Genomic DNA, 18,878 nt, shown 5'->3' on the forward strand with positions numbered 1-18,878 from the left:
CCCCCTGGGTCATGCCCACCCTGCTGCCCAGCCTCACGCCAAGTCCCTTGCCGCCGCCCACTCAGCCGCCTCCGCCTCAATTTACCCCCACCATCACCACCACCCCGGCCGTTATGGGGGTGTTTGGCTTTCCAGCGGGCGTCAACCCCCTTACCGGTCTCACCGTAGAAGACCTCACCCGCCTGGAACGCCGTCCGGTGATGGTCAAAGTCTCCAACGCCCCGCCCTCGGTTCGCCCCCAGGCTGGTCTATCCTTTGCTGATTTGGTATTTGAATATTACATTGGCGAAGGCGCCAACCGCTTTTTAGCCGTTTTTTACGGTCAAGATGCCAGCCGTGCCGGTTCTTTGCGTTCCGGCCGCCTGATAGACGGCCAGCTGGTCAGCATGTATCAGGGGCTTCTGGCCTACGGTTCCGCCGATCCTCAGGTGGACGAAGTTCTGGAAGAGACCCTGGGTGACCGCGCCATCTCGAACCTGGAAGCCAATTGCCCCACCTTCTGCGGGCGCGACACCCACTCCTCCCCTTGGATCTACGCCAACACGGCTTCCCTCAGCAATTACGCCAACAAGCACGGCATCAGCAACACACGCCCGCCCCTCAACGGCATGATCTTCCAAAGTGAGATCCCCGAATCCACCGGCGCGGGTCAGAAGATCGCCGTGGAATACAGCGCCTCGCGCGGCGAATGGCGCTATAACCCAGAATCTGGTCTGTATGAGCGCTGGGAAGAGCGCCGTCTCAATCCCGATGACCTCATCCCACTCACCGACCAGCTCAACGATCAACACCTGGCCTTTGCCAATGTGATTGTGCTCTTCGCCGAATACACCGAATTCGCCCCCACACTGCACGACGTGGAGATCTGGGGCAATCAACTGGGGCGTAAAGCCCTCTTCTTCCGCGATGGTATTCTCGTGGAAGGCTCCTGGCGCACGGTGGACCGCGGCCAACCCATTCAGTTTTTCAACCAATACGGCCTGCCCATGATCCTCAAACCAGGCACCTCCTGGATTCACATTGTGGGCCTCAACACCGATCTCAGCCAGCCGGAACCTGGGCACTGGGAACTGCGTTTCCACCTGCCCTAGGCCCCCTTTCCTATGAAAAACCCTCGCCTGTGGTGGTTCGCGCTTTGCCTGAGTCTGATGCTTTCGTCTTGTGCCGCCCCCACCCCAGTGACCATACCCTCTGCGCCGCCGACGCTCGCCGCCGCACCCAGCGCCGTCCCCACTCAGACGCCCTCTTCCACCCCTACTTTCACCCCGCCGCCCACCGCCAGCCCCGTTCCCAGCCTCACTGCGCTTCCCCAGGCGGTCGGTCCGTCCAATTTCCCCGCGGCGGTCAACCCTCTCACCGGCCTGCCCGTTTCGGACCCCGCACTTCTCTCCCGCCCGCCCGTATTTGTCAAAATTGCCAATTTCCCGCGTGAAAGCCGTCCCCAATCTGGCCTCGCGAAAGCCGATCTGGTCTTCAACGATTACATCGGCGAGGGCACAGACCGTTTCACCGCTGTGTATTACGGCCAGGACGCCGCCAAGGTCGGCCCCATCCGTTCCGCCCGCCGCGTAGACGCCCAGCTGGTGCGCATGTATCAGGGCATTCTGGCCTACGCTGGCGCCGACCCGGAGCGTGTCTTCCCCCTGCTAGACCGTTACCTCGGTCAGCGCGCCGTGAACGCCGCCCCCGCCACCTGCCCGGCCCTGTGTGACGTCGGCCCGCACACGGTGTTCAGCGTCTTCACGGATACCGCCCTGCTTTCTCGCTACGCCGCCGAAGAGCGCAAACTTGCCCCCGCCCGCCCTATCTTAGACGGCATGGCCTTTGATCCCCAACCGCCCAGCGGCGGCTTGGAAGGGGCTCAGGTATCCGTAACTTTCAACGCCTTCAACAAAGGTCTGTGGAAGTACGACTCCGCCTCCCAGCGCTATCTTCGCTGGCAGGAATCGGTGGGAGAAGAAAATTCCATCAGCATGCTGCCCCTCACCGACCGCGCCGCGGGCGTTCAGTTAGCCTTCGATAATGTCATCATCGCATTTGCCCCCTACCAAACCATTGCGCCCACACTGCACGATATTACAATATGGTATAACCAGGATGGACGCCGTGCGGTGCTCTTTCGAAACGGAACTGCCTTCGAAGGGCTCTGGCGCGCCCCTTCCGCCGACCGCCCCATGCAGTTCTGGACCCCCCAGGGGCAGCCGCTGGCCCTCAAACCGGGAAACACCTGGATTGTCCTGGCAGGCGTATCCTCCACCCTCACCCAGGATGCCCCCGGCATTTGGAATATGACCTTTTACACCCCCTAAAGGCCCCATGCGCGTCCTCGTCATGTCCGACATCCATGCAAATCTCACCGCCCTCCAGGCAGTTCTCGCTGCCGCGGGTGATTACGACGCTGTCTGGTGCCTGGGTGATCTGGTGGGGTACGGCCCTGACCCCAACGAATGTATTGAGGTCATGGCAGCCCTGCCCAACCTCACTTGCCTGCTCGGCAATCATGACGCCGCCGCCCTTGGACAAATTGACCTGGAAACCTTCAACAAAGAAGCGCGAATTTCCGCCGCCTGGATGCAGAGCACCCTCACCGCCCGCAGTTTCCAATTTCTGACCACCCTACAGGAGAAAATTGTCCTGGGTCAAATCACCCTGGCCCACGGCAGCCCGCGCAACCCTGTGTGGGAATATCTCCTGGATAAATTCACCGCCGCTCTGAACTTTCGCCACTTCGACACCCAGCTGTGTTTCACCGGCCACACCCACATCCCCTCGGTCTTCATTGAAAACGAAAGTCGGCGTGAGATTGAATGGCGGCGCATCCCCCCCAATTTCCCCCTCACCCTGCGTTCGCGCGCCATCCTCAACCCCGGCTCCGTCGGCCAACCCAGAGACCGCGACCCGCGCGCCTCGTTTGCGCTCTTTGATACCCACGCCAATACCTGGGAAATTCACCGCGTGACCTACGATGTCGTCAGCGTCCAATCGCGCATCCAACACGCTGGCCTCCCCGATCGACACGCCGTCCGCCTCTCCGCCGGGTGGTGACGCAAGCCTGGAACCTTCCGCCCGGATTCGTCGTCTATGGGTTAACCCATTGGCTGTTCCCTTAAGGAGGAGAATCCCATGTTCCGAAAAGTGCTCATCCCGCTCATTTTAACCGCGCTGCTGCTGGCTGCCTGCTCACCGGCTGCAAGCGCCCCAGCCGCCGACATGGCCGAACCAGGCATGGGCTTTGCCCCACCCTCGGCCCCCGCTGCTGCCCCCGAAATGGAAGAGGCCCGATCCTACGAAGGCGAATCCACCAACTCCGTCAATGTGGAGGGCGCCGCGGTGGAACGCATCGTCATCATGAACGCCAACATGGCCATCGTGGTGGAAAACCCCTCGCAGGCCGTGGACGAGATCGCCAAGATGACCCAGGAAATGGGCGGCTTCATCGTCAATTCCAACCTGTACCAGTACACCACTGATGACGGCGAAAAGATCCCCGCTGCCTCCATGACCGTCCGCGTTCCCGCTGAGCGCCTCACCGAAGCCCGCGACCGCATCAAAGCCCTGGTCGCCGACGGCAATCTGGACGTCACCACCGATAACGTCTCCGGTCAGGATGTCACCCGCGAGTACACCGACCTCAATTCGCGCCTGAAGAACCTGGAAATGGCCCAGGCTCGCCTGCAGAACATTTTAGACGAAGCCGTCAAAACCGAAGATGTTCTGGCGGTGCATCAAGAATTGACCCGCATCTCCGAAGAGGTTGAGGTCGTCAAAGGACAAATCAAATTCTACGATGAATCCTCACGCCTCTCCGCCATCACGGTGGATATCAAATCCAGGGCTTCCGTGGCCCCCCTCACCATCGGCGGCTGGCAGCCGGTGGGTGTCGCCCGCGATGCGATGCAGGCTCTCATCAACTTCGGCAAATTCCTGGGCAACGCCCTCATCTGGATCGTCATCTTCTGTCTGCCCTCCAGCCTGGTCACCATAGTCCCCCTGTTCTTCATCATCCGCGGTATCGTCCGCTACGTCCGCCGCCGCAAGGCCGCCAAAACCGCCGCGGTGACGGAAGTGAACGCCCCACAAAGCTAAACGCTCTCCCCACGCCCAAAAACGGCCTCTGCAATCCACCGCAGAGGCCGTTTGATATCACCAATAGTTCTCTAGCGGTTACGGAAGAATCGCGCCTTCCTGAATCAAATTCAGCCGCAGCTCAGCCCCGTCCGCCCCGCGGATCACCAGTTCATCTCCCTCCACACCCTCCAGCGCATACGGGCCGCTGCCGGGCAGGCCCACTTCCTTGCGCAGATCCACCAGTACGCGTTCCGCATCGTAACGCAGGATCACCACAATTCCGCGGGTTGGGTCCTCGCCGTCCGCTCCCACCATGACTTGCAAATAACCATCCTGGCTCACCCCCTGCCAGCGCCGTGTAATCTGCGCCTGCCCGCTGCGGAACCAGCCCTCATCCCCTTCAAAAATTCCCGTCGCGAAGGGAGCCGCTTCCACCACCGGAACCTCTGGCGGGGGCATCCCTTCTGTTTCGGCCAGCAGCGCAGATACCCCCTGTTCCCGCTCCATGCGCAGCCACAGTTCCCGCTTTTCCTCCAGGTTGCTGCGCATCGAGGGTTCCAAATGGGTCTGCTGTAGCACCGCCTCAAGGGCCGCGGCCTGCCGCGCCGCACCGGTGGGCCGCATCTGCATCGCATCTGCTTGAATGGTCAGCGACGACCGCCACCACAAGATGTCCGTTGACCAGCGCAGCTCCTGTTTGGTGCGCGCGTCGCGGGCCAATTCATCATACAGCTGCTGCCAGCCCTCCTCAGGGCGGTTATCGAGCCCCGGGCCGCACCCGCTGGGGTACTGCTGGCAGGCCTGCCATTGGGTCATCACCCCCTGAATCTGCATCGGCGCGCCCTTGTTCTGCGCCGCCCACAGGCTCATCAATGCCCACTGCTGCGCGTTTCCCGTGTCCGTCGCATAAATCAGGGGCAGCGGGAAAGCCGCCCCCACGCCGTAGGACACATACCACAGATCTTCTTTGGTCCAGGCGTCCTTGCAGTCCCAATCTGGGAAAATCCGTGTCGGGCAGCTGTTGGCGTCCCCAAAGTTCAGATAGGGGTACAGGTTCCCATCGTCGTAGCCGTTCACCCAATTGCGGGTCACATCCGGCGGGTTCCAGCCCAATTCGATATCAATCGCGCCCACGGCCGCCACCCGGTGGTAATAGTTATTGTCTTTCAGCCAGCGGTTGACGTGATCCACGAAATTGTTCCAGGCGATCCCGCCGCTGTAGCGCACCATGTCGCCGTAATTGCTGGTTCCCAGGCCCAGCGTCACTGTGCTGAGCGTGTCCGCCCCCGCGCAGTCCACATATCCCATCGCAAACATGGGGATCAATGTTTCCAAAACGGTCGTGGTGGTCGGCGCCACATCAAAGAGACTGGCCCCGTACACTGTGCCGATCTTTACCGGCCTGCCAAAAGCCAGCACCACCAGGCTGTCCTGCGTCCCCGCCAGGCCAAGATCACGCTTTCCCTGCGCACAGCCCAGGTTGTAGTACGCATTCGGGTTGTTCGTGGTCATGTACACGCTGGTGCCAAAACGCGGTGGGCCGGCTTCCACCTGCGGCACAGTTTTATGAACGATGGGGAAAAACAGCCGGTGGGGTTCAGCCCCCTTCACCGATGTTGACCCGCCTATCAGCCCTACCCATACCAAACCCAGTACCCATAGCTTGAACGCCCAACGGGCAGTTCGTTTCATCGGTCTGTCCTCCGCAGCCGGATTTCCACCGGCCCCATCCCCGCTGCTGGGATGTCCAAGTAGCCCCTCTCACTTTGTGTCTCAACCCGTTCGGCGCCCACCCAGGCTTCCCACATCCCCTGCGGTACGGCGCACACCACCCTGCCCGCCACGCGGCGCCCAACATCCACCGTCAAATCCAGCCCCTCGGCGCTTTCCTGCCAGCGCTGTACCTCCAGCCCTTGCGAAAGGTGCAGATCGCTGCCCAGATATTGAACCCGTCCCGGCTCGGCCCGCCGTACTGCCGCGGCAAAGATCCCGTGCGGAGCCACTGTGCCAAAGTCCCAGGTCCTCCCCGCTGCCAGGAATTGTGTTCGTCCGCTCCAAAATTCCCGCACCCACAAATCCTGCGCAGCCAATTGGAATCGCGCTCTGTCCAACTGAAAGGTCTGCGCCGTATCCGCGCTGTTGTACCAGGCGATCAACTGCCATTCGCCCGCCGCCCCCTGCAAATCCAGGCGTAAGCATTCCGGCGTTGTCTTCTCCATGCCGTCCAACACCAGCGCGCGCTGGCCAATGGCCGGCAGCAGCGTCGCCGCAATCCGCCGCCGTTCCTCCGGCACCGCCGGTAAATCATCCGAAAGCAGTAGCAGCCCACCGGTCAGCGCCGCCAGGGTGGCGAAGGTGCGCACCTCATCCAGCGTCAATTCGCTGTCCGGCCGAATCAGCAGGCAGTCGGGGTCATTCCACCACCACCGCCGGTGCATTCCCGCCCGCGTGAGGATATTTTGAATCGCGTTGCGCGCTGCCGGCATGGGGGTGATCTTTTCAAACGGCCGCCGCCAGCCCGCAAAGCGCGGCGTCCAGGTTGGGGCGGTATCCGCCCCAATGCGCATGGCGTCCACCAGCCCCAAAACCGATCCCAAAGGCGCCCCGCAGCCCAAAAGCAGCGTCTCCGGCCCTGCCGCCCGCCGCAGCGCCTCCATTCCCCGCCGCAGCACCTGGGCCCGCGTTAAACTGGCATCTTTTCGCCGTCCGCGGATCGCCCCAGCATACAAGAAGTCCAGCTTCAAGTACGGGTATCCCCAGCGGTGCGCCGCCGTCTCAATCACCGTGTAGGCGTAGTCCATCGCCGCCGGGTGGGTCAGATCTAACCCCGCGGTGATCGCCCCCCAGTTATACCCGGCTGAGGCGGGCAGCCCCCACCGGCCTTTGACCAGCCAATCGGGGTGCTCGCGCGCCGTTTTGGAACGCGGGTGCACAATGAACGGTGCCAGCCACAGGCCTGGCATCCGGCCCGTGGCACGGATCTCTTCCGCCAATCCGGCCACCCCCTGCGGAAACGTGGAACGGAATTTCAGCCAGTCACCCACCACTGCTTGAAATCCGTCGTCAATCTGCACCAGTTCCAGCGGCAGTTCCCGTTCCATCTGCGCAATTGCCCGCAAATTATCGCGAATCTGACCTTCGGTTACCCGGTCAAAAAAGTGATACCACGAGCACCAGCCCGCCGGCATCTGTTCCCGCAGCCGCACGCCGTTTTCTGCCCCGGCCGCATCGAAATAGCCGCCCAGGCAGTCCGGGTCGTGCACGTTCACCGGCCCGATCACCGCCCAGTCGGTCTCCAGCCGCTGCCCGGCTCCCAGCCAGACCCCATCGCCGTCCGCCCATAAGCGCAATGTGGGCAGTTTGCCGCGCAAATCCGCCTCAACCACCCCGAACTGCTCGCGTTGGCTCAAGAAGCCGCTCACCACCCCCAACCCGGTTTTGCAGTCCGCCACCACGCTGAAAAAATCACTGGCAAAGCGTCCCACCTGCCGCGGGCGGGGCGTGTTGGCGTTGTACCACAGCGGCCCCTCCAGCCAATCCAACCAGGTGGCAGGTTGGCGCTGATCCGGGCCGTATACGCCCGCCGCCCCCCACGACTGCCAGCCGTTAACAAAGCAGCGCCAGTCCTGCGGCCGCGAGCCTTCACCCAGGTGCAGCCCCTCTCCCACCAGCAGGTTCAGCTTTCCCACCCGCACCCGCCGCCCGCCCCCATTCGTGATCACCCCCTTGCAGGCGAACAGCGCCTGCTGCGGGCCGCCGCGAAAATGCAGCTCCGCCGTCAGCCCAGCCTCATTCGGTTCAAAGGTCAGAATCCAGGTTTTCAACGCCCGCCCAGCCGCGTCCACATCCTGCAGAACGTGCGTTTCGCGCACCCGCCAGGGCTGATTGGGCAGCATCATATCTTCCCCACGGGCATCACTGACCCAAAAATGGATGCGTGCCGTCTCAATGCTCGCGGCGTGGGCCTCTTTTTCCCGAAATTCCAGAATGCCTTTCTTCGTGTCCAGGTGAATATCCCAGGCTGGATGATCCAAATTCATGTTTACCTCTCGCCATGTCGTTGGGGTTTCCTTCAGTATAGAATCACCCGCTGCCCCCGTCAACCCTCATCCCTGAAAGGCCGCCCGCAGTCCGCATCAATCCGCGCACCTACCCAGCGCAATGCCTATACGCAGTTTTGGCGCGTTTTTCCCTCCCCGCCCTGGCAATGGTATAATCTCATCCATGCCTTCTTACGTCGCCCTCGATATCGAAACCACCGGCCTCGATCCCCAATCCGATGCCATCACCGAAATTGGCCTCGTGCGCTTTAACGGCCACCGTGTCGAAGCCGAGTGGTCCAGCCTGGTGAACCCCGGTCGGTCCATCCCGACCCCTATTACCATGCTGACCGGCATCACCAACGAGATGGTACGCAACGCCCCTCCGCTGAAGGCTGTTCTGCATGAAATTGCCGATTTTGTCGGCGACAGCCCCGTCGTCGGCCACAATATCCGCTTTGACCTCTCCTTTCTCCAGCGTCAGAACCTGCTCCTCGACAACCCGGCCATTGACACCTACGAACTGGCTGCCGTGCTGCTGCCCACAGCCAGCCGCTACAACCTCAGCGCCCTGGCCCAACTGCTGGGCATCCCCCTCCTTGAACATGCCCACCGCGCCCTGGCTGACACGCGCGTTACCCACGCTGTTTTCACTCGCCTGAGCGAGAAAGCACAGGATCTGCCCCTCGATCTGGTGGCAGAGCTGGTACGCGCCGGTGAGCCAATCGAATGGGGCGGACAATACTTCTTCCGCCAACTCCTGCGCACCCGCGCCCGCGCCGGGGTTTCCGCCGCGCGTCATGCAGATTCCGGTGCTCACGGCCCGCTCTTCGCCGCCGCCGAACCCCCATCCGCCCCCCTCCAGCCCGTCAATCCTCCTGAACCGCTCGATGAAGAGGAAGTCGCTGCTCTGCTCGAATACGGCGGCCCTTTTGCGCGCTATTTCGAACAATACGAACACCGCCCCCAACAGGTGGGCATGCTTCGCTCGGTAGCCCATGCACTTTCCTATGGGCAGCACCTCATGGTCGAAGCCGGCACAGGCACCGGCAAATCCTTTGCCTATGTCGTTCCCGCGGCCCTTTTTGCCCTCCAGAACAATCTGCGCGTGGTCATCTCCACCAATACCATCAACCTGCAGGATCAGTTGATCAAAAAAGACATCCCCGATGTCCGCGCTGCCCTGGGCATTGATCTGCGCGCCACGGTCATCAAAGGCCGCGGAAATTACCTCTGCCCCCGCCGTCTGGATCATTTCCGCCACCGCGGCCCAGAAACAGCCGAAGAAATGCGCGTATTGGGCAAAATCCTGGTCTGGCTGAACGAAAACGGCAGCGGCGACCGCAGCGAGATCAATCTCAACGGCCCCATCGAGCGCGATATCTGGAACCGCTTTTCGGCCGAAGATGACGCCTGCAAGACCGAAGTCTGCCTCAGCCGGACCGGCGGCGCATGTCCCTTTTTCCAAGCCCGCTTGGCTGCTCAAAACGCGCATCTATTGATCGTCAACCATGCCCTGCTGCTCTCCGATGTGGCCACGGGAAACCGCGTCCTGCCGGAATACGATTTCCTCATTGTGGACGAAGCCCACCACGTGGAAGCCGCCACCACCAACGCCCTCAGTTTCCGCGTCACCCAGGGGGATCTGGCCCGCGTGCTGCGCGAATTGGGCAGCACCAGCAGCGGCTTGCTAGGCCGCCTGTTGGGTGGGCTTTCGCATATCCTGCGCCCGTCCGATCTGGCCGCTTTTGAGCAGTCCGCCCGCCGCGCCACCGACCTGGCCTTCCGCCTCGATCACGACTTCCGCGAGTTCTTTGCTGCCCTCGATTCCTTCCTCACAGACCAGCGCGACGGCCGGCCCGTCAGCCCCTACGGCCAGCAAGAGCGCATCCTGCCCGCCACCCGCGCCCAACCCGCCTGGGGGGATGTGGAAGTGCAGTGGGATGTCGCCCACGAGACCCTCACCTTGCTGCTCACCCTCCTTTCCACCTTCAGCAAGAGTCTGGCGGATCACGCCGAGCTGCTGGATGAAGAGCTGGAAGACCTGCAAGGCAGCCTTTCCAACCTCAACCGCCGCTTTTCCGAAGTGGAGATGAGCCTCAACGCCCTGGTCAGCAGCCCCTCATCGGACTTCATCTACTGGGTAGAAATTTCTCCCAATAACAACCAGCTCGCCCTGCAAATCGCCCCTCTCCACATCGGCCCCCTCATGCAGGAATACCTGTGGAACAAGAAAAGCAGCGTCATCCTCACCTCTGCCACCCTCACCGCCAGCGGTGACTTTGACTACCTCCGCGAGCGCCTGTACGCCGCAGATGCCGACGAACTCACCCTGGGTTCGCCTTTCGACTACCAGAGTTCAGCCCTGCTCTACCTGGTCAACGACATCGCCGAACCCGCCGATGCCAACAACTATCAGCGCTCGGTCGAGCAAACCCTCACCCGCCTGGCCAAAGCCACCGGCGGCAAAATGCTGGCGCTCTTCACCTCCTATGCCCAGCTCAAGCGCACCTCCCAGTCCATCGGCCCTCACCTGGCTGAAGCCGGCATTCAGGTCTATGAGCAAGGCGAAGGCGCCTCGGCCAACACTCTGCTTGAAACCTTCCGCGAGGCCGACCGCGCCATCCTGCTCGGCACGCGCGCCTTCTGGGAAGGCGTGGACATCCCCGGCGCAGCCCTCTCCATCCTGGTAATTGTCAAACTGCCCTTTGATGTCCCCTCTGACCCCATCGTGGCCGCCCGTTCCGAAACGTTTGAAGACCCCTTCTCCGAATACAGCCTGCCCGAAGCCATCCTACGCTTCCGCCAGGGCTTTGGCCGCCTCATCCGCACCCAATCCGACCGTGGCATCGTTGCCATCCTCGACCGCCGCATCCTCACGAAGCGCTACGGCAAATTGTTCATTCAATCCTTGCCGGAGTGCAAACTCAAGATCGGCACGATGGCCGATCTGCCCGCTGCTGCGGTGCGCTGGCTGAACCTTTAGTATTTTGGCGAATTAACCCCCATTTCTCTTTGATCCTTTCCGATTCCGCAAAGCTCCGATAAGCTTTGCGGAATTTGATACCTGACATTTGTCATATCGGTTTTATGACATTTGTCCAGGCAAACCCCTTGTAATTCAGCACCTCGTTGATTACAATGATATACGATATATCGGATATGTAACCTGTTACAATCACGATAACCATGCTCTCTCAATCCAGGCCTGCCTTGGCTGGAATCTCAATCCTCAGTAACCTAACGCTCAGTTTAATAACAGGTCTCCCTCTGCACATTTCCACAGCTTGCCTTTGCAAGCTCCGTCCGTAGAACGCACACAGCCTGAGGCTGTTGTGTTTTCTGTCACCCACCGTTTTTCGACCCTTGAGGAGGATCCATGAAAGTGCCCCGCACCCTGTTGTACCTGCTTTTGGTCGTATGTTTTGCCATGAGTGTGGTCGGCTGCCAACCGCCCGCTGCGGAAACCCCCGCTGCGCCCGAAGCCCCGGCCGCCACCCAGGCCCCCGCTGCTGAGCAGCCCGCCCAGCCAGCCCCCACCGAAGAGCCTAAGCCCGTCACGGCTGAGGATCTTCCCGTTCTGGTCATGGCCATGCGCCTGGATGACGTCGTCACCCTGGATCCTGGCTATGCCGGTGAAACCACCAACCTCACCATCCACATCAACACCTACGACACCCTGGTGGATTTCCGCCCCGATGACCTCACCAACATGGTCGGTCGCCTGGCTGAGTCCTGGGAAAACAACGCGGACTTCACCGAATTCACCTTCAAACTCAAACCCGGCCTGACCTTTGCTTCCGGAAACCCCATCACCGCGGAAGATGTTGCCTTCTCCTGGAACCGCATGATCAACATCGCCGGCGCCCCCGCCTGGAATCTGGACGGCGTCACGGCTGTGGAAGCTGTGGATGAACTCACCGTCAAGGTGACCTGCGCCGAACCCAACCCGGCCTTCCTCTCCATTGCCGCCAACCCCTCCCTGGGCATCATGGACTCCAAGCTGGTGAAGGAACACGGCGGCACGGACGCGAAAGACGCCGCCACCACCGACACCGCCAAGGAATGGCTCGATCAGAACTCCGCTGGCTCCGGCCCCTTCACCCTCGTGCGCTGGTCGCCCAAGTCCGAAATTGAGCTGGTCGCCAACATGACCTACTTCAAGGGCGCCCCCAAATTCGGCAAGGTCATCATCAAGCACGTTGAAGACCCCACCACCCAGCTCCAAATGCTTCAGACCGGCGACGCCGACCTCATCGGCCAGCTCGATTCCGATCTGATGGAAGTGGCCCAGGCCGACTCCAACCTGGTTATCACCACCGACCAGACCCTGGACATGAACTACCTCGCCATGACTTCCAACTGCAAGACGGAAATCAGCCCCGAATCCTCCGCCCTGCTGTGCGACAAGCGCATCCGCCAGGCGGTGGCTTACGGTATTGATTACGACGGCCTGATCCAATCCGTCATGAACGGGTACGGCGTGCGCGCCCCCAGCATCATCCCTCTGGGCATCCTGGGTGTGGACCCCGCCAAGACCTGGGGCCGCGATGTCGAAAAATCCAAAGCGCTCCTGGCCGAGGCCGGTCACGCTGATGGCATCACCCTAGACTACTACTACGCCTCCAACGCCACCCGCGAAATCGTCGCCGCGAAGGTAAAGAATGACCTGGCCGAGGTCGGCATCACCCTCAACCTCAACCCCATGGAACAGAGTGTCTATCTCTCCGAGATGCGCGCCCAAAAACTGCCCATGGCCCAAGGCGGCTGGACTCCCGACTACCTGGATCCCACCATGTGGACAGACTACTTCGCCCTGGGCGATCGCTCGGTTGCCTTCCGTATGTGGTACAAGAACGAGAAAGCCACCGAATTGGCCATGACAGTCCGCACCAACATGGACCGCGCCGCCCGCGAGAAAGCCATTGTCGAACTGCAGGACATCCTCATTGACGACATGCCTTACACCATGCTCTGGCAAGGCGTTGGCATCCATGCCCACCGCAACACCCTCACAGGTTACAAATTCCACCCGGTTTGGCTGGTGGATTTCTGGGAACTGGCTCCTGTAGAATAATGCTGCCGTAGCATCGTGTGGGGGGCGGGATGGGGTCCCGCCCCCCCAAATTCTTCCCTCCCTTTCATCGAGGAGAGCTGGATGAACCTGATTTCTTACATCGTACGCCGCCTTTTGCTCATGATCCCCATGATCATCGGCATCACCATCGCACTGTTCGTCGTCACCCGTATTGTGCCCGTCAATCCGCTGGCGGTCATTCTGACTGAAAAATCAATGGACAACCCCGCTTCGGTGAAAGCTGCCACCGAGAAGTGGGGTCTGGACAAGTCACTCCCCGAGCAGTACTTCATCTACTTGAAAAATCTGGTGCAGGGCGACATGGGGATTTCCTTCAAGACCAAAAATCCGGTCACCAAGGACATCATCACCTTCCTACCCGCCACCATTGAATTGGGTATCGCCTCCTTTATCTTTGCCATCTTACTGGGTCTCCCCCTGGGCATCTTCGCAGCCCTGCGCGCCGGCAAATTCATTGACCATTTCAGCCGTGTATTCGCCCTCCTTGGCGCCTCCATGCCGCCGTTCTGGTCGGGGCTGCTCATGCTGTTCCTGTTCTATTACAAGCTCGGCGTGCTGCCCGGCCCTGGCCGTGTGGACGCCCGAATCGGCCCACCCACCCATGCCACCGGGCTGTTCCTGTTCGACTCGCTCCTCGCCGGGGATATGCCCGCCTTCTGGAGTTCCCTCAGCCACCTCATCCTGCCCGCCATCATCCTGGGCTGGTTCACCTTGGCCCTCATGGCGCGCATCACCCGCTCCTCGCTCATTGAGGTTCTCCAGCAGGATTACATCCGCACCGCCCGCGCCAAAGGTCTGCGGGAATCTGCGGTGGTGGTCAAACACGCCCTGCAAAACGCCCTTATTCCTATGGTCACCATCATGGGTCTGGCTTTCGCAGGCCTCATGACCGGCGCCATCATGACCGAAACCATTTTCGCCTGGCCGGGTATCGGCCGGTATGCCGTCGAAGCCTCGGTTAATCTGGATTATCCGGCCCTGATGGGCACTACATTGGTCATCGCGATCCTGTACATGTTCATGAACCTCATCGTGGATGTCCTTTACGCGGTCATTGACCCCCGCATCCGGGAGGCTTAATCATGGCTCAATCCGACAACATCGCCAGTTTAAAGATCCAAAAATCCGACGCCCCCTGGAAACGCAGGGTGAAATCTCTCCTGCGAAACCCAATGGCCATGTTTGGCGTGGGTATCATCATATTCTGGATCCTGGTCGCCTTCCTGGCCCCCGTCATCGCCCCCAAAGGCCCTCTGGAACAAAATATCGGTGACCGCATGCAGCCCCCATCCAGTCAATACTGGTTTGGCACGGATGAGCTGGGACGCGATGTCTTCAGCCGAGTCGTTTACGGTGCGCGCATTTCGCTGCCCATCGGCCTGATCGTGATCGTCTTCGCCATGATCTTCGGCTGTTTCATCGGGGCCACCGCTGGCTATTTTGGCGGCGTTTATGACCTGCTTATCATGCGCCTGGCCGACATCACCATGTCCTTCCCGTCCATCGTGCTGGCTCTGGCCATTGCTGCCGTCCTCGGACCCAGCCTCACCAATGCCCTCATTGCCATGATTCTGGTCTGGTGGCCGGAGTACGCCCGCCTCATGCGCGGGCAGGTGCTCAGCGTGCGCAACAATGAATATGTCGCCGCGGCCGTCCTCCTGGGGGCCAGTCAATCGCGCATTCTCTTCCGCCACATCCTCCCCAACACCTTTGGACCCATCCTGGTCAAAGCCTCGCTGGATGCCGGCAGCGCCATCCTCAACATCGCCGCCCTCAGCTTCATCGGTTTAGGGGCCGTGCCGCCCACCGCCGAATGGGGCGCCATGATCTCCACCGGACGCTACAAATTCTACAACTGGTGGATGACCACCTTCCCCGGTCTGGCCATCCTCAGCGTGGTCCTGGGTTTCAACTTCTTCGGCGACGGCGTACGCGACGCCTTTGATCCCCGAACCAACAAATCCTAGTTTTCCCCATCCTCTCAAAACAAGACCCACCGGCGGCTCAGTGTCCCGCCGGTGGGTCTATGAATCCAGGCTTACTTCCCTAATCCCGCACGTACACCCGCGGGATGCGTGCGTTGATCACCGCGGTCACATCCGCCTGCGAGGTCTTCCAGCGCGCCGAAAGATCTTCAATCTGAATGGCTTCCTGGCCCTGCTGTCCCAAAAGTACCACCTCGGTTCCCTCCGGGTAGGTCTGATCCAGCTTCACCATGCATGCGTCCGCGCAAACCCGCCCCACCACCGGCACACGCCGGCCATTCATTAGCACCTCGTTGTCGTACACCCGCCGGAAACCGTCCGCATAGCCCACCGGCAGTACACCGATCCATTCCGCGCCCTGCGTACGGTACACCTGCCCGTAACTCAGCCCCCAGCCGTCAGGCAGCAGCCGGCACGAAGCCAACTGCGCCTTCCAGCTCAACACCCGTCGCATCTCCGCAGGGAACGGCTCGAAATAGAATGGGCGAATCCCCACCAGCACCGACCCCGCCCGCGTCATGTTCATCCACGATGGCGGGTATCCCATCGCTGCGGCGGAATTGGCCGTGTGCAGCCAGCGCGGGTTTACCCCCACTCCTCGCACGCCTTCTACCGCTTGCCGGAAGCGTTCCATCTGTACCGGCGCCATCGGGTCATCCGGTTCATCGTCAATCATGGCAAAATGGGTGTAAATCCCCTCAATCTCAATTCCCCCCAGCCCCACCGCAAAGGCCGCAAATTCACCCGCCTCCTCAGCCAGTACCCCCAGCCGCCCCATGCCCGTGTCAATCTTCAGGTGCACCTTAGCGGTCTTCCCCAGGGCTTTAGCTCGCTGGCTGATGCGCTCCGCGTTTTCACGGCTGTGCAGGGTCATGCGCACTTCCTGTCCAATGGCGGCCTCCACCTCCGGCAGGGTCGTCATACCAAACACCAGGATAGGTGCATCAACGCCCTCCTGCCGCAGCGCCGCCGCCTCACAATACCGCGCCACAGCTAGCGCCTTGGCCCCCGCCGCCAGCATCTCGCGTCCAATCGGTACTGCCCCCATGCCGTAGGCGTTGGCCTTCACCACTGCCATTAAGTCCACCCCCGTGCGTTCCAACAGCCGCCGTGTGTTATGCGCCACAGCCGAAAGGTTGATCTCTAGCCAGGTCGGGTAAGGCTGTACAGCCGTGCCAGGAGTGTTCATGTGCGATCCTCTAGGTTTAATTTTGGTTGGAAATTCATGCTTGACAACCTCTCATTAATTCTTATAATACGGTATATCAAGTATGGTGTATGATATATCATATTATAGGATCATATGCCTTACTTGGCAACACATCCATCGTTTCCAACCCTTTTTACAATCGTACAGATTTTCAGTAACCAGGAGGTGCAGGCCAGTCCATTCTCAAAGGTTGTGCTGTCCGTTCATGGCTGCCACCCTTGATACCCAAACCCTATCCATCCCCTCTATTGTTTTCGCAGTCACTCACCCAACTCAAATCCCTAAGGAGAAATACGCACACATGAAAAGCCGCATTCTCATTACCCTGATTCTCGTTGCGGTACTGCTCAGCAGCTTGCTGTCGGCCTGCAAGCCCGCCGAACCAGAAACCATCAAGATTGGCAATCTGGTTGCGCTCACCGGCCCCAGCGCTACCTGGGGACAGTCGGAAAACAACGCCCTCATGCTGGCCGTGGATAAAATCAACGCTGCCGGCGGTATTGACGGCAAGAAGATCGAAATCATCGCCTACGACAGCCGCGCCGACAAACTCGAAGCCGTGAACGTTGTCAAGCGCATGGTCGAACAGGACAAGGTCGTCGCCATCATCGGCCCCGGCCAGTCGGGTGTTGCCAACGCCGTCCGCGAAGTCAACAACTCCGCCAAAGTTCCCCTCATCGCCACCACCGCCACCAACCCCAAAGTCACCGTGGCCGATGACGGAACGGTTGTGCCCTTCACCTTCCGCGTGTGCTTCATTGACCCCTTCCAGGGTACCGTTGCTGGCCAGTTTGCCCTCAAAGACCTGGGCGCCAAGAAAGCCGCCACCCTGTATGACATCGGCGACGAGTACTCCCAGTTCCTGAGCAAATACTTCGTGGAAGCCTTCGAAAAAGGCGGCGGCACCATTACCGCCAGCGAAGCTTTCCGCTCCGGCGAGTTGGACTTCCGCGCGCAGTTGGGCAAGATCAAAGAAGGTAACCCTGACGTGATCTTTATCCCCACCATGCAGAAGGAAGCCGCTTTGGCAGCCAAACAGGCCCGCGACCTGGGCATCACCGCCACCCTCATCGGCGGCGACGGCTGGGGCAGCCCCGACATCTTCGATCTGGCCGGCCCCGCCATTGAAGGCGCCTACTTCGTCAACCTGGCTGCCATGGAAGATCCCACCATCCAGGACTTCCTCAAAGACTACCGCGCCAAATACGGTGCCGACCCTGTGCTGCCCAACCCGTTGATGTCTTATGATGCCATGCTCTGGCTGGCCGACGCCATCAAGCGCGCTGGTTCCACCGACGGCACCGCCCTGCGCGACGCCCTCGCCGCCACCAAGGATCTGCAGGTTCTCACCGGCATCCTCACCATTGACCCCAGCAACCATAACCCCCTCAATAAGCCCGCCGTCATCCAGCAGTGCAAGGACGGCAAATTCACCTACGTGAAGACCTTCGTCACCACCGATTAGCCTTCTCTCTCCTCATGAAGTTCCGGCGGCTCACCAATGGCCGCCGGAACTTTCAGAGATTTATCCCAGGGGCCCCGCTGGCGGCCCAACCCCCGCTACATTCGGAGGCTGCATTGATTTTTCAAACCATTATCACAGGTTTATCCATCGGGAGTATTTACGCCTTAATGGCGGTAGGGTACTCCCTGGTTTTTTCGGTGTTGAATTTCTCGAACTTCGCCCATGGTGCGGTGATCACCCTCGGCGCCTATGTCGCCTGGGCTGTCATGGTCAATATCTTTCAGTTGCCCTTCCTGCCCGCCCTGCTCATCTCCATGCTCGGCGCCGGGATCATCGCTTTCTTAGTGGAACGGATCGCTTACAGCTCCCTGCGGCACCGTCGCGCCCCCTCCCTTTATTTCATGATCAGCGCGATGGGTATGGCAATCGCTCTGCAAAACGTCCTCTATGCCACCATCGGCGCCAACCTCTATGCCCTTCCGCCGGTCTTCGCTCAAGACAGCATCCAGTTGGGCACCGCCGTCATCTCCAAGATGGATCTTTTCGCCTTTGGCTTTTCCATTCTGGCCATCGCCCTGCTCACCTTTATCCTCAACTTCACCCGCGTCGGCACAGCCATTCGCGCCGCCTCCCATGACGCCGAAATGGTCTCCGTCCTCGGCGTCAATCTGGATATGCTCGTGGCCGTGCTCTTCCTCTTGGCCGGAGCGCTGGGCGGCATGGCCGGGGTCTTCATGGGCGTCAAGTACATGGTCTACCCCAGCATGGGTTGGATCACCAACAAAGCCTACATCGGCGCGGTTATCGGCGGCCTCGGCAGCCTGCCGGGGGCCATCGTGGGCGGCATCTTGTTGGGCCTGGTAGAAGCCCTCATCTCGGTCAGCACCATCGGGGGCGTCCCCCTGTCCACCTACCGCGACGTTTTCAGCTTCGGTCTTTTGGCCCTCCTGCTCATCGTCCGGCCCACCGGCTTGTTTGGCCGGCACGTCGAAGAGAAACTCTAGGAGAGACC

Annotated in this window: 13 protein-coding genes; 10 read left to right on the forward strand and 3 right to left on the reverse strand. The window is 60.6% G+C overall.

Annotated features, from left to right (window positions below; translation table 11 throughout):
* The 4 genes from ADN01_RS08765 to ADN01_RS08780 form a co-directional block, all read left to right on the forward strand.
* The coding region (locus tag ADN01_RS08765) for a DUF3048 domain-containing protein (RefSeq protein WP_075071081.1) at window positions 1-1,091 on the forward strand (1,091 nt) is incomplete at its 5' end.
* Between the two features lie 12 nt (window positions 1,092-1,103).
* The gene (locus tag ADN01_RS08770; protein WP_062418245.1) at window positions 1,104-2,309 is read left to right on the forward strand and encodes a DUF3048 domain-containing protein; all 1,206 of its coding nucleotides are present in this window, start codon (window positions 1,104-1,106) and stop codon (window positions 2,307-2,309) included.
* Between the two features lie 7 nt (window positions 2,310-2,316).
* Complete coding sequence (locus tag ADN01_RS08775) at window positions 2,317-3,045, forward strand: metallophosphoesterase family protein (RefSeq protein WP_062418244.1); 729 nt, start codon at window positions 2,317-2,319, stop codon at window positions 3,043-3,045.
* Window positions 3,046-3,123: 78 nt separating this feature from the next.
* A complete protein-coding gene (locus ADN01_RS08780) occupies window positions 3,124-4,086 on the forward strand; it encodes a DUF4349 domain-containing protein (RefSeq protein ID WP_062418243.1) in 963 nt (320 codons plus the stop codon).
* A 78-nt stretch (window positions 4,087-4,164) separates the two neighbouring features.
* On the opposite strand, the gene ADN01_RS08785 is transcribed toward ADN01_RS08780, so the two are convergent.
* The gene (locus ADN01_RS08785; protein WP_147239036.1) at window positions 4,165-5,760 is read right to left on the reverse strand and encodes a hypothetical protein; all 1,596 of its coding nucleotides are present in this window, start codon (window positions 5,758-5,760) and stop codon (window positions 4,165-4,167) included.
* The gene (locus tag ADN01_RS08790; RefSeq protein WP_062418241.1) at window positions 5,757-8,108 is read right to left on the reverse strand and encodes a glycoside hydrolase family 36 protein; all 2,352 of its coding nucleotides are present in this window, start codon (window positions 8,106-8,108) and stop codon (window positions 5,757-5,759) included. Before ADN01_RS08790 ends, ADN01_RS08785 begins: the two co-directional genes overlap by 4 nt.
* Before the next feature lie 184 nt (window positions 8,109-8,292).
* Here ADN01_RS08790 and ADN01_RS08795 point away from each other — a divergent pair, with 184 nt between their 5' ends.
* The 4 genes from ADN01_RS08795 (at window position 8,293) to nikC (ending at window position 15,173) form a co-directional block, all read left to right on the forward strand.
* Window positions 8,293-11,094, forward strand: coding sequence for a helicase C-terminal domain-containing protein (locus ADN01_RS08795; protein WP_062418240.1), 2,802 nt, complete (start codon window positions 8,293-8,295; stop codon window positions 11,092-11,094).
* Window positions 11,095-11,487: 393 nt separating this feature from the next.
* On the forward strand, window positions 11,488-13,185 hold the full coding sequence (locus ADN01_RS08800; protein ID WP_062418239.1) for an ABC transporter substrate-binding protein: 1,698 nt from the start codon (window positions 11,488-11,490) through the stop codon (window positions 13,183-13,185).
* An 81-nt stretch (window positions 13,186-13,266) separates the two neighbouring features.
* Window positions 13,267-14,286 carry an ABC transporter permease gene (locus tag ADN01_RS08805; RefSeq protein WP_062418238.1) on the forward strand — a complete coding sequence of 340 codons (1,020 nt, stop codon included), beginning with the start codon at window positions 13,267-13,269 and terminating at the stop codon, window positions 14,284-14,286.
* A 2-nt stretch (window positions 14,287-14,288) separates the two neighbouring features.
* Entirely contained in the window at window positions 14,289-15,173 is an 885-nt protein-coding gene (gene nikC, locus ADN01_RS08810; RefSeq protein ID WP_075071082.1) for a nickel transporter permease, read from the forward strand.
* A gap of 79 nt (window positions 15,174-15,252) precedes the next feature.
* Here nikC and alr read toward each other — a convergent pair whose 3' ends face one another.
* A complete protein-coding gene (gene alr / locus ADN01_RS08815) occupies window positions 15,253-16,380 on the reverse strand; it encodes an alanine racemase (RefSeq protein WP_062418237.1) in 1,128 nt (375 codons plus the stop codon).
* 322 nt (window positions 16,381-16,702) lie between these two features.
* Between alr and ADN01_RS08820 the strand changes: the two genes are divergently transcribed.
* Window positions 16,703-17,866 carry an ABC transporter substrate-binding protein gene (locus tag ADN01_RS08820; RefSeq protein ID WP_062418236.1) on the forward strand — a complete coding sequence of 388 codons (1,164 nt, stop codon included), beginning with the start codon at window positions 16,703-16,705 and terminating at the stop codon, window positions 17,864-17,866.
* A 113-nt stretch (window positions 17,867-17,979) separates the two neighbouring features.
* Entirely contained in the window at window positions 17,980-18,870 is an 891-nt protein-coding gene (locus tag ADN01_RS08825; RefSeq protein WP_075071083.1) for a branched-chain amino acid ABC transporter permease, read from the forward strand.
* Window positions 18,871-18,878: the final 8 nt, after the last annotated feature.

It is taken from the genome of Levilinea saccharolytica (assembly GCF_001306035.1).
GTDB lineage: Bacteria > Chloroflexota > Anaerolineae > Anaerolineales > Anaerolineaceae > Levilinea > Levilinea saccharolytica.